Source organism: Spirulina sp. 06S082, from assembly GCF_034932145.1.
In the GTDB taxonomy this organism is placed as follows: Bacteria; Cyanobacteriota; Cyanobacteriia; order Cyanobacteriales; family Spirulinaceae; genus CCY15215.
Map to the genome: position 1 here is coordinate 1 of NZ_JAYGHV010000420.1, position 11,731 is coordinate 11,731.

12 protein-coding genes and 1 tRNA gene are annotated in these 11,731 nt (G+C 45.0%); 10 read left to right on the plus strand and 3 right to left on the minus strand.

Features of this window, described 5'->3' with window-relative positions; genetic code table 11:
• The 3 genes from VB714_RS25515 to VB714_RS25525 all read right to left on the minus strand — a co-directional run.
• The coding region (locus VB714_RS25515) for a CO2 hydration protein (protein ID WP_323227939.1) at positions 1–135 on the minus strand (135 nt) is incomplete at its 3' end.
• Between the two features lie 37 nt (positions 136–172).
• Complete coding sequence (locus VB714_RS25520; RefSeq protein WP_323227927.1) at positions 173–1,732, minus strand: NADH-quinone oxidoreductase subunit M; 1,560 nt, start codon at positions 1,730–1,732, stop codon at positions 173–175.
• 37 nt (positions 1,733–1,769) lie between these two features.
• Positions 1,770–3,668, minus strand: a complete 1,899-nt coding sequence (locus tag VB714_RS25525) for an NAD(P)H-quinone oxidoreductase subunit F (RefSeq protein ID WP_416309796.1) — start codon at positions 3,666–3,668, stop codon at positions 1,770–1,772.
• 500 nt (positions 3,669–4,168) lie between these two features.
• On the opposite strand from VB714_RS25525, the gene VB714_RS25530 reads away from it, so the two are divergent.
• From VB714_RS25530 to VB714_RS25575, 10 genes are all read left to right on the plus strand, one after another.
• Positions 4,169–4,414, plus strand: a complete 246-nt coding sequence (locus VB714_RS25530; protein ID WP_323227930.1) for a hypothetical protein — start codon at positions 4,169–4,171, stop codon at positions 4,412–4,414.
• Positions 4,415–4,417: 3 nt separating this feature from the next.
• A complete protein-coding gene (locus VB714_RS25535; RefSeq protein WP_204106465.1) occupies positions 4,418–4,729 on the plus strand; it encodes a carbon dioxide-concentrating mechanism protein CcmK in 312 nt (103 codons plus the stop codon).
• Positions 4,730–4,791: 62 nt separating this feature from the next.
• On the plus strand, positions 4,792–5,124 hold the full coding sequence (locus VB714_RS25540) for a carbon dioxide-concentrating mechanism protein CcmK (RefSeq protein ID WP_204106466.1): 333 nt from the start codon (positions 4,792–4,794) through the stop codon (positions 5,122–5,124).
• Between the two features lie 34 nt (positions 5,125–5,158).
• Positions 5,159–5,482, plus strand: a complete 324-nt coding sequence (locus VB714_RS25545) for a EutN/CcmL family microcompartment protein (RefSeq protein ID WP_204106467.1) — start codon at positions 5,159–5,161, stop codon at positions 5,480–5,482.
• Positions 5,483–5,560: 78 nt separating this feature from the next.
• A complete protein-coding gene (locus VB714_RS25550) occupies positions 5,561–7,579 on the plus strand; it encodes a ribulose bisphosphate carboxylase small subunit (RefSeq protein ID WP_323227932.1) in 2,019 nt (672 codons plus the stop codon).
• Positions 7,580–7,647: 68 nt separating this feature from the next.
• Entirely contained in the window at positions 7,648–8,256 is a 609-nt protein-coding gene (locus VB714_RS25555) for a hypothetical protein (protein ID WP_323227933.1), read from the plus strand.
• Between the two features lie 705 nt (positions 8,257–8,961).
• Entirely contained in the window at positions 8,962–10,374 is a 1,413-nt protein-coding gene (locus VB714_RS25560; protein WP_204106470.1) for a form I ribulose bisphosphate carboxylase large subunit, read from the plus strand.
• Between the two features lie 143 nt (positions 10,375–10,517).
• Positions 10,518–10,922, plus strand: a complete 405-nt coding sequence (locus VB714_RS25565) for a chaperonin family protein RbcX (RefSeq protein WP_323227935.1) — start codon at positions 10,518–10,520, stop codon at positions 10,920–10,922.
• Between the two features lie 63 nt (positions 10,923–10,985).
• Entirely contained in the window at positions 10,986–11,321 is a 336-nt protein-coding gene (locus VB714_RS25570; protein WP_323227937.1) for a ribulose bisphosphate carboxylase small subunit, read from the plus strand.
• 83 nt (positions 11,322–11,404) lie between these two features.
• Positions 11,405–11,478, plus strand: a tRNA-Val gene (locus VB714_RS25575).
• The last annotated feature ends 253 nt before the right edge of the window (positions 11,479–11,731 follow it).

Below are 11,731 nucleotides of genomic sequence, written 5' to 3' on the forward strand. Positions count from 1 at the left end.
GCCATAGCTCTTAAGAATCCCCACAACTTCATCAATATTTTCTGGAGTATCTTTGAGCAGCGCTTTCCCGGTTTCCAAGCGCTGAATATATTCTTCTAATGGATGTTGGGTAGATTTTCTTTTCGTACTGACCATGTTATCGAAAGGATGAAAAATGAAAGATAAAGGATAATTAGCTGATATCTGTTGCCTGTTGCCTGTTGCCTAATTGCCTGTTGCCTAATTGCCTGTTGCCTATTCCTTCTTTTTGTTCTATAATAATGGTTGATTGCAATGCAGGACTAATAATTAAAGCAGTTGTTTGAGCCTCACTCCAACGGACAACCCAAGCAGGTTGAATGCCAAAAATAAGAATCAAGGCAGTTAAAGCTAGTGAGGGAAGATGTTCTCGAAAGGCAACTGGAGGAATTTGAGAAAATTGCTCGGACAAGCGACCAAAAAAGACACGATTGATCATCAATAAGAAATAAACTGCTGTTAATCCCGTGCCAATAATACAGAGAATGGTTGGGATAGTAAAAATGGGAAAAGCACCACGGAAAACGAGGAATTCAGCAATAAATCCAACCATTCCGGGAATTCCTGCACTTGCCATAACGCCTAAAATCAGCAAACTTCCTGTTAGAGGTAAACCTCTTTCTGGATTTAATAAGCCTCGAAGTACTTTAACATCACGAGTTCCGGTTTTCTTATAGACAACTCCGACAAGGGTAAAGAGTAAAGCGGAAATCAAACCATGACTGACCATTTGAAATTCTGCTGCGATTAAACTTAACGGGGTTGTTGCTGCAGCCGCTAATAAAATGTAGGCCATGTGGGCAATAGAAGAATAAGCAACGACCTTTTTCATGTCCGTTTGCGCGATCGCGGTAAAGGCTCCATATAAAGCACTTACTGCGGCTAAAATTGCCAACCAAGGTGCCAGTATTATCCAGGCATCGAGAAAGAAACCGACACCAAAACGCAATAATCCATAAGTTCCTAATTTCAGCAATACCCCAGCTAATAATACAGAAATTGGGGTTGAGGCTTCCACGTGAGCATCAGGGAGCCAAGTATGAAAGGGGAAAATGGGAATTTTGATGAAAAGTCCTACTAAAAGCATTCCCAGTAAAGCGAGTTGTAGCTCAATGGGAAGGTTTTGGTTTCGCAAGGGTTCATAATCAAAAGTAGTCGCACCGCTAAACCAAACTAAGCCTAAAAATGAAGCTAAAACTAAAATTCCTGAAAGTGCGGTATAAATCAGAAATTTCATGGCTGCATAGCCTCGTCTCTCTCCTCCCCAAATGGCAATTAAGAAATAGAGAGGGATGATTTCTAGTTCGTAGAAGAGGAAGAATAATAATAAATCTTGTGCTAGAAATGCTCCGGCTGCTCCTGCACTCAGGAGTAAGATCATTGAATAATAGAATCGAGGTCTTTCTTTGCTGCGATCGCTAATCCAAATTGCAATGACGGTTAAAAAGCTATTTAAAAAGATAAGCGGGAAGGATAATCCATCTACCCCGAGATGATAGTTCAATCCCAACCAATCGATCCAGTGAATATATTCAACAAATTGCAGGTGAGTTTGTAGGGTGTTGAATTGTATTCCCAGCCATAATGTCCAAATAAAGGGAATAAAGGCGATCGCCAGAGCAAGTTTGCGACAGCGACGGGACTCCCAGTTTGCAGGAAGTAGTCCCATGAGAATTGCACCAGCGATCGGAATCCAAATTAAAGCACTTAACATTTGTATTTTTTACTAATTACTTTTTACTTGTTATTGGTTATCCAGGAACAATCGATAACCAATAATCAACAATAAATGACCATTGACCGCTAAAAACTAGCCAAAAAATGAGAGCAACGCCGACAAAAATGGTTAAAAGGTAAAATTGAGATTGACCGGAAGTATTATATTTCAATGTATTCCCACCAAATATTGTGGCTAAACCGACCAAGTTAACAGTACCATCGACAATGTAGCGATCGAACCAAGCGGTAAACTTAGCAGATAGCATAACTGCACTTACTACTGTCATTTCATAGACTCGCTCGATGTAAAAATCGTAAGCGAATAAGTCCTGCAAGAAGCGTAAGTATTTTTGCGTTGGTCTCGACCACGCACGACGGAGTTCTAGTTTAAAACCGATAATGCAGGCGATCGCGCTGGATACAACTAAAATCGGTACGGTACTTTGATAAAATAACAGGTTTGCATTATCTAAAGGAACCGTAGGACTTAACCAGAGGTCCCAATTTAAAGGAATCTGGGGCGCAATCAAAGTCATTACTGTTAAAATGACCATTGGTAAAGCCATCGCCCAAGGGACTTCCGGGGCGCGACGGGTTTTCGCTTGAGCGCTCCCTAAAAAGACAAGGCGAAAAATGCGAATTAAATTAATCGCATTTAAGACATTCACAAATAAAACAATACCCAGTAACCAGAGGGGAATTTCCCAGGCACCACTAAACCAACGTTGTATCGTCCAAAACATCCCTAACGGTAGGATTGATAAAGTTCCTACAGAGCCAACCACAAAGGCGCTCGTCGTTGCGGGCATTTTACGCCATAACCCCCCCATTTCGGTAATATTTTGGCTGCTGGTGGTGAGAATGACCGCACCAATACTCATAAACATTAACGCCTTGGCGATCGCATGAACGAAGAGTAACAAAAAGGCAATATCGACCTGTCCCAGTCCCACCGCAATAAATACTAATCCTAAATAGGCACTGGTAGAATGGGAAAGAGCGCGTTTGATGTCGATTTGCGCGATCGCCATCAAAGAAGTGCCGATCGCCGTCACCGATCCCAAGAAAATGAGGGCATCTGAAGACACAGGAGAAAGAGTAAAGACAGGTTGTAGCTTAATCAAAACATAAGCACCCGCCGAAACAACAATAGAATTCCGCATAATACCCGCCGGGTTAGGCCCCTCCATGGCCTCATCCAGCCAAAGATTGAGGGGAAATTGAGCGCATTTTCCCGTCGGTCCGGCAATTAAAGATAGTCCCAGTAAAGCCGCACTTAAAGGAGGTAGGGGGGAAGTTTGCGCCCAGGAAACTAAATCGCTGAAATCCAATCCCGCCCCATCGCTTGAGAGAGCAACAATGCCCATTAATAAGATAATATCCCCCACCCGCTTCGTTAAAAAAGCATCCCGTGCCGCCGTAACCACCAGAGGTTGAGCATACCAAAATCCCACCAATAAGTAACTCGAAAGGGTTAACATTTCCAATAGACCGTAGCTCAATAAGAGAGAATCGCTCAGAGCAATCCCGCTTAAAGCCGCTTCAAAAAAGCCCATCAGTGCGAAAAATCGCGCCAAAGACCAATCTTTCTCCATGTAACCCAAAGCATAGAGTTGCGCCAGCAAACTGATTCCTCCCACCAGTCCCAACGCCCCCAAACTCACAGGAGAGAGTTCAATCGTTAAAGATAAATCAAGATCGGCAACCTTAAGCCAGTGAAATACCAACTTTTCCGCCGGTCGCCCCCAAATCGAGCTAAAGGTAATGGAACTATGAATAAAAGCAATGAATGTCATCAATAAATTGATGTAGGCTGCCGGTTTTGGTCCGGTTCGCCGAATAATGCCAATGCACCAAGGGAGACTTAAAACAGCACCAATTAAGCCATAGAAAGGAATAAACCAAACACTTTTTAGGAAAAAATCGGTCATCATTAAAACTATAAAAAATAGATTTTATCCTCGGTCTTTAAAATCTTATAAGGCTTTATCTTATAGGTTTTGGGGACAATTTGGAAACTTCCCGCACTCCCAATAAAACGATAAGATTTTTCCTCACATCTCTTTACAACTCCGCGAGCATTTACCCCGCGATCGCCCTGCCTTGGTAAGCCGAGTCTCGATCCCGATCCAAGATTCACCCACCCCAGAAAAGGGACCCACCAACGCTGAGATAAAGAAATTATAAAACATTGCGACCCCCCCAAAAAAAATCAGAGATTAATGGAGAGGCGCGATCGCCACCCCCTCGATACATTACAATTTATTAACTAAAAGATTTGAAAAAATCATAAAGATTTATATTGTCAAAGGTACACAAGATTTCCTATGCTTATCTTTTAGTTGGAAAATGAACCGGACTTGCCAAGCAGGTATTTTCCCAGAATTGTGTAGTTAGTCTGGCACGAAGAAAGGAAATTGGCGAATCAAGGGTGGCTCAATCGGACATTAAATTTCAATCTCGAAATTTCAATCTCGAAATTTCAATCCAATTTCAAGCCATTGTCTTGATCGGTGTCTTGATCGGTGTAGAGATAGCAACTTGGAATGTTGAAAAATCTTCATTCCTCACTCTTGTAGTGGAATTTCCCCGATTGATTGTTATTTTCCCTTTGCGTCCACATAAAAATAAAAAAATGCCTAAATCTGTTGTTTCGCTTGTTCGAGTAGGAGTTTAAAAAATGTCAATTGCAGTCGGAATGATTGAAACCTTGGGCTTTCCCGCAGTAGTGGAAGCCGCCGACGCGATGGTGAAAGCTGCTCGCGTTACCCTAGTCGGTTATGAAAAAATCGGTTCTGGGCGCGTAACTGTCATCGTCCGTGGCGATGTTTCTGAAGTACAAGCCTCCGTCGCGGCGGGAGTGGAAAACGTCAAGCGTGTTAATGGCGGTCAAGTTCTCTCGACCCATATTATTGCTCGTCCCCACGAAAACTTGGAATACGTTCTCCCCATTCGCTACACCGAAGAGGTAGAGCAGTTCCGGGCATATTAACAAGTTAGCAAATGGGCTTACTTTGTTTTGTAATCACTTTTTTTGGAGTATTTAAGAAATTCATGTCAATTGCAGTTGGAATGATTGAAACATTGGGCTTTCCTGCGGTAGTGGAAGCTGCTGACGCGATGGTGAAAGCTGCTCGCGTTACCCTAGTCGGTTATGAAAAAATCGGTTCTGGGCGCGTTACCGTCATCGTCCGTGGCGATGTTTCCGAAGTACAAGCCTCGGTTTCCGCCGGGACAGAAAACGTCGGACGTGTCAACGGCGGACAAGTCCTCTCAACCCATATTATTGCCCGTCCCCACGAAAACTTAGAATACGTTCTCCCGATTCGTTATACCGAAGCAGTTGAGCAGTTCCGAGAAAGCGTGAATCCAACAATGCGACGCTAGATCAAGCACCGGATCTCGATATTTTGAGGTAAATATGCAAATCGCTCGAGTTTGCGGCACAGTAGTCAGCACTCAAAAATTGCCGAGCATGACGGGTAAAAAGTTACTGATGCTGCAATTGATCGATCGCGAAGGCAACGAGTTACCTCATTACGAGGTTGCTGCCGATAGCGTTGGTGCGGGAATTGGGGAGTGGGTATTAGTTAGCCGTCGTGCCATCGCTCCCGATCCGCAGGGAAACGAGCGACCCCCTATCGATGCTCTAGTTGTGGGCATTATCGATACCGTTTCGGTAGAAGATGGATTGCTCTACAGCAAGAAAGGAGAATCTCGCTATCGATTAGGTGGTAGTCGGTAGAGGTATTGCTTGCCATATCGAGCAATATCTTTGCAGAAGACAGGTTAAACACAAGTGACATCAACGAGGAAAGATATCATGGTAGTCCGCAAAAGGGCAGCCCCCCCCACCCCTTGGTCGAGAGACTTAGCAGAGCCAAACATCGACAAAACGGCTTATGTGCATTCGTTTTCCAATATTATTGGGGATGTTCGGATCGGCTCTAATGTTTTAGTTTCTCCTGGAACATCCATTCGTGCCGATGAAGGCTTTCCCTTTCATATTGGCGACAATACCAATATCCAAGATGGCGTTGTGATTCACGGCTTGGAGAAAGGGCGGGCGATCGGTGACGATGGTAAAAGCTATTCGGTCTGGATTGGCCAGAATACTTGTATCACTCACATGGCCTTGATTCACGGGCCGGTTTACGTGGGAGATGAGTGTTTCATCGGTTTTCGCTCGACGGTTTTTAATGCTCGCGTGGGTCATGGCTGCATTATTATGATGCACGCCCTGATTCAGGATGTGGAAATTCCCCCAGGCAAATATGTGCCGTCGGGAGCCATTATTACCCATCAGCAGCAGGCCGATCGCCTACCTGACGTACAAGAGGAAGATCGCGCTTTTGCCCATCATGTCGTGGAAGTAAATGAGGCGCTGCGGGTCGGGTATCGCTGTGCGGAAGATCCCAGTTGCCTCATCCCCATCCGGGATGAATCTCAAAAATCTGCTTCTAGTGTTAATGGAAATAGCCGTCCTGACGGCGTTGATTATCAATCTTTTACAGAAATTATGTTAAGTCCGGAAACAGTCGAACAGGTGCGATCGCTCCTGAGACAAGGTTACAAAATTAGTGCAGAACACGCCGATAAACGCCGCTATCGCTCTAAATCTTGGCTAACTTGCGAGGGTATTGAAGGACAAGAAAGACAAGTCTTACAAACCTTAGAGGCAAGATTGGCGGAGCATGAAGGCGAATATGTTCGCTTGATCGGTGTGGATCCTCAAGCTAAACGTCGCGTTCTCGAAGCCATTATTCAACGTCCCGATGGCACCAGTAAGCCCCAACGCACTCGCACTGCAAAAGTTGTGCGTCCGCGATCTGTGGGAAACTCCAGCAATAACCATTACAGCAGCAGTAATGGTGTTTTAAGTGCGGAAATTAAAGAGTTGGTGCGTTCTTTGTTGAATCAAGGTTGCAAACTAGGGACAGAACACGCGGATAGTCGTCGGTTTAAAACTAAATCTTGGCTGACTTGCCCTCAGATTCAGTCTACCCAAGAGATGGGGGTTTTTGCGGAGTTAGAAAGTTGTTTGCGCGAACACGCGGGAGAGTATGTTCGCTTGATCGGTATCGATCCCCAAGGCAAACGACGGGTATCGCAAACCATCATACAGCGCCCCAACGGTCAAGCTAAAGTCAGAACAAATGGCAGTTCTTCCGCATCTACTTATAGCGCTAACGGAATTTCTAGCAGCAGTCTCAGTCCCGAAGCCGTGGAAACCGTGCGATCGCTTCTGCGTCAAGGCTGCAAGATCGGAGTAGAACACGCCGACAAGCGCCGCTTTAAAACCAAATCTTGGCTCACTGCTCAAGGCATTGAGGGCAGCAATGAAGGGCAAATCATAGCCCAAATTGAGGGCTGTTTGGCAGAATTTGGGGGAGAGTATGTCCGTTTGATTGGCATCGATCCTCAAGCCAAGCGCCGGGTTTCCCAAACCATCGTTCAGCGTCCAGGAGATACTGCGTTTAAGCCTTCCTCTAATGGGTCGGTTAATGGTTCTGCCAGTTCATCTGCTGCTAGTTACAGTTCTAATGGTTATAGTTCTAGTAATGGACGGGTGAGCAACAGTAGTTTGAGCGGAGATGTCCAAGACCAAGTGCGATCGCTGTTGCAACAAGGTTATAAAATTGGCACGGAACACGCCGATAAGCGCCATTTTCGTGCTAAATCTTGGCAGCCTTGCTCTCCCATTGATTCTCAATATGAAGGAGAAGTATTCTCTCGCTTGCAAGACTGTTTAGGGGAGCATAACGGAGAATACGTGCGTTTATTAGGTATTGATACTCAAGCCAAACGACGGGTTTTAGAGAAAATTATCCAAAGACCCTAAGAAAGACGAGGGGGACAAAGCCATTATTTCCCCCTTATCTTTCATCCTTCATCTTTCATCCTGCCAAAATGTCTTTGCAACCTTTGCAACTCGTTAACGTTCCTCATGTTCGTATTGTTGGGGAGGTGACGATTCATCCCAGTGCTGCGATCGCCCCCGGTACAATTTTACAAGCCGCCCCCGACAGTCAAATCGTAATTGCGGCGGGTGTCTGTGTGGGTATGGGGACGATCCTGAATGCCTATGGCGGCAAGATTGAACTAGAAACAGGAGTGAGTCTGGGGGCAGGGGTTTTGGTCGTTGGACGCAGTAAAATTGGTGCAAATACTTGCATTGGAGGCGCGACGACCATTTATAATGCCGATCTCGACGCTTTGCAAGTTATTCCCGCAGGTTCGGTCCTTGGCGATCCCTCTCGTCGGGTTGAATTGATTTCGGATCGGCAAACAAGCCTCTCAACCCCCGATATGCCAACATCAGAAATGGAGGATCTCTGGGCTTCTGAACCTGAAGAAATCACAGAAATTCCCTCAACAGATTTAGCAGAGGAAACAACAGTTGAAACCGCCCCGCAAAGTCCCCAAAAACAACCCGGTACTCCCGTTTTTGGCAAAGTCTATGTGAATCAATTGTTATTAACGCTCTTTCCTCAAGGCCATGGGTTAAAACGTAGTTGATAGTTGATAGTTGATAGTTGATAGCGATGCACTGGGTTTGCTGAAGTTTTGAGAACTTAGATTTTGAGAACTTGAGCGTATAAATACTTATCGGTAATGGCTGAATTTTTTCTTTCGAGATTCTCTTGTCTTTGTTAAGAAATATTATTCTGTGGCTATAGCGATCGCTCTTCCTTTTTTGACGCATTTCTCATTGTCGTCAATGCTGAATTAATGTTAAATATTGGGCTTGAGTCTCAAAAGAGGACAAGGGGACCAAGAATTTCTCTTTGTCCTCATCTTCATGTTTTTTAACTATTTTTAATAAAATATTAATTTAGTTTATACTTTTGAAAAGAAAGAACAATGAAAAATAACAAAATTCTTTGTAAAAAAACGATCGCGCTTCATGTTAAGCTGAAACCTAACGAACGCAAATCAAAAACCGATCGGATTTAACCGAAAAGTTTTATTTGGAGCGGGCGATCGAGAGAGAATGTTTTTGTTAGTATTTTTCAGAAATGTTTTGTATCTTGAAATCTATCGTAGAAATAGCGATAGATGCGATTGCATTATGCTGAGTTTGTATCGGGGGGAATTATCCCTAGAGCAAACCATCTAAAGCGATCGCCTCAGATTTCGAGATTGCTATTTCAAGATTGCTGCTCCAAGTGCTAACCCGAATTTATACACGAGCCTCTATAAATAAGGAGGAATTTTAAAGACATGGTACAAACGAAACCTAAATTTGAAGCAGGTGTAAAGGATTACCGCTTAACCTACTACACGCCGGATTACACCCCCAAAGATACTGACTTACTCGCCTGCTTCCGCATGAGTCCCCAACCTGGCGTTCCTCCAGAAGAAGCAGGGGCAGCAGTTGCGGCGGAATCCTCCACCGGAACCTGGACGACAGTATGGACAGATAACCTCACGGACTTAGATCGCTACAAAGGTCGCTGCTATGAAGTCGAAGCAGTTCCTGGAGAAGACAATCAGTATTTTTGTTTCGTCGCCTATCCTTTGGATTTGTTTGAAGAAGGTTCCGTTACCAACGTCCTGACCTCCTTAGTTGGTAACGTTTTCGGATTCAAAGCACTGCGTGCGTTGCGCTTGGAAGATATTCGCTTCCCCGTAGCCTTAATCAAAACCTTCCCAGGACCTCCCCACGGCATCACCGTTGAGCGGGACAAACTGAACAAATACGGTCGTCCTTTATTGGGTTGTACGATTAAACCCAAATTAGGCTTGTCCGCCAAGAACTACGGACGTGCAGTTTATGAGTGTCTGCGCGGTGGTTTGGACTTCACCAAAGACGACGAAAATATTAACTCTCAGCCCTTCATGCGCTGGCGCGATCGCTTCCTCTTCGTTCAAGAGGCGATCGTCAAATCCCAAGCGGAAACCAACGAAATTAAAGGACATTACCTCAATGTCACCGCCGGAACCTGCGAAGAAATGATGAAACGCGCCGAATTCGCAAAAGAAATCGGCACCCCCATCATCATGCACGATTTCTTAACCGGAGGTTTCACCGCCAACACCACCTTATCAAAATGGTGCCGTGACAACGGACTTCTCCTTCACATTCACCGCGCCATGCACGCGGTAATTGACCGTCAACGCAACCACGGTATTCACTTCCGCGTTTTGGCTAAGTGCCTGCGCCTCTCTGGAGGGGATCACCTCCACTCCGGTACCGTCGTCGGTAAACTGGAAGGCGAACGCGGTATCACCATGGGCTTTGTTGACCTCATGCGGGAAGACTACGTTGAAGAAGATCGTTCTCGCGGTATTTTCTTCACCCAAGACTACGCTTCCATGGGCGGCGTTATGCCCGTTGCTTCCGGTGGGATTCACGTTTGGCATATGCCCGCCTTGGTAGAAATCTTCGGCGATGATTCCTGCTTGCAGTTTGGTGGCGGAACCCTCGGACACCCTTGGGGAAATGCTCCTGGTGCAACAGCAAACCGCGTCGCCCTTGAAGCCTGCGTTCAAGCGCGGAACGAAGGACGCAGCTTGGCTCGTGAAGGTAACGATGTTATTCGCGAAGCCTGTCGCTGGAGTCCAGAACTGGCTGCTGCTTGCGAACTTTGGAAAGAAATTACCTTCGAGTTCGAGGCAATGGATACCATCTAGAAACAAAGAGAGTGCAGTTTGTACTCTCTTTGCGAGTCACTCAACCGGACTCGGGGGGAAGGTAAACCGAAAAAAGCGAGCAAATTTACAGTTCTCTGCTTTCCTTTTGTTTACGATCCCTCGAGTTGGGACAGGTAGGTGTCATGAATCCAAAAGAAATCGCTCGGGATGCGGCTCGCACCTTGCAAAGTTATTTAACTTATCAAGCCGTGCGGACGATCGTTGCTCAGTTAAAAGAAACCAATCCCGCCCAAGCCATCTGGCTCAACCAATACTCCATCGGAAAAATGCAAGATGGGGAAGCATATCTGGAAGGGTTAATGCTGGAGCGAAAGGATCTGGTTTTGAGAATTTTAACCGTGCGGGAAGATATTGCCGAGTCGGTGTTGGAATTTTTACCAGAGATGGTAACAACCAATATTCAAAAGGCTAATGGCGATCGCCGTCGCGAGCTTCTCGAGCGTTTGACCCAAGTTCAGCCCACAAGTGCGATCGCTTCAGAGGATTTACCTGAAAAGCCAAAAGACTCTGAAACGCGAGACGAATGAAAAGTTCGTTTGAAAGATTTGTATTTAATCATTCACCCCTATTAATTTCACAAAAGAGCAAACATGAAAACATTACCTAAAGAGAAGCGTTACGAAACTCTGTCTTTTCTTCCCCCTTTGACGGATCAGCAAATTGCCAAGCAGATTGAATATATGATCTCTCAAGGCAGTATTCCCGCCATTGAATTTGAAGAAAATCCCTTACCTGGAGATCACCACTGGACCTTGTGGAAATTGCCTTTGTTTGATGCTCGGAGCGCTCAGGATGTTCTCAATGAAGTGCGCGAATGCCGTCAGGAGTATTCTAACTGCTACATCCGTATTGCCGGATTCGACAACATTCGCCAGTGTCAAACCTTTAGCTTTATTGTTTACAAGCCGAATGCCAATCGTTTCTAAGGATTTGATTTAGCATTAGGGGGGGGAATTTTTTCTCTTCCCTTTCAAAATTGGGATTGACTATGTTATATTAATAAATCCAAGGACGCATAGCTCAGTTGGTTAGAGTACGTCGTTGACATCGACGGGGTCACTGGTTCGAACCCAGTTGCGTCCATTTCAGGTTCTAAGAATTGTTTTTCACTAATATTTTCAGCCCAAGCAATATGAGCATCATCAAATATTTTTTTGCTGGCTTGGAAGTCGTTCCGGTTGTCAGGATAGCAATTATTGTTCCTTTTTTACTCAGATCTTGCACCTCATAAGACAAAGTTCAAAACCCCGCTCATGTAACCAAGGAATAAGTAACTCTAATTGTTTCAAAAGAGAAAGCAATAATAGATGAGGAAAGAGAAGAATTAATGCAAATT

Excerpts from the sequence above, each read along its gene's own strand:
- VB714_RS25565 (WP_323227935.1), top strand. The coding sequence starts at position 10,518 with ATGAATCCAAAAGAAATCGCTCGGGATGCGGCTCGCACCTTGCAAAGT.
- VB714_RS25545 (WP_204106467.1), top strand. The coding sequence starts at position 5,159 with ATGCAAATCGCTCGAGTTTGCGGCACAGTAGTCAGCACTCAAAAATTG.
- VB714_RS25550 (WP_323227932.1), top strand. The coding sequence starts at position 5,561 with ATGGTAGTCCGCAAAAGGGCAGCCCCCCCCACCCCTTGGTCGAGAGAC.
- VB714_RS25560 (WP_204106470.1), top strand. The coding sequence starts at position 8,962 with ATGGTACAAACGAAACCTAAATTTGAAGCAGGTGTAAAGGATTACCGC.
- VB714_RS25555 (WP_323227933.1), top strand. The coding sequence starts at position 7,648 with ATGTCTTTGCAACCTTTGCAACTCGTTAACGTTCCTCATGTTCGTATT.
- VB714_RS25525 (WP_416309796.1), bottom strand. The coding sequence starts at position 3,668 with ATGACCGATTTTTTCCTAAAAAGTGTTTGGTTTATTCCTTTCTATGGC.
- VB714_RS25570 (WP_323227937.1), top strand. The coding sequence starts at position 10,986 with ATGAAAACATTACCTAAAGAGAAGCGTTACGAAACTCTGTCTTTTCTT.
- VB714_RS25520 (WP_323227927.1), bottom strand. The coding sequence starts at position 1,732 with ATGTTAAGTGCTTTAATTTGGATTCCGATCGCTGGTGCAATTCTCATG.
- VB714_RS25540 (WP_204106466.1), top strand. The coding sequence starts at position 4,792 with ATGTCAATTGCAGTTGGAATGATTGAAACATTGGGCTTTCCTGCGGTA.
- VB714_RS25535 (WP_204106465.1), top strand. The coding sequence starts at position 4,418 with ATGTCAATTGCAGTCGGAATGATTGAAACCTTGGGCTTTCCCGCAGTA.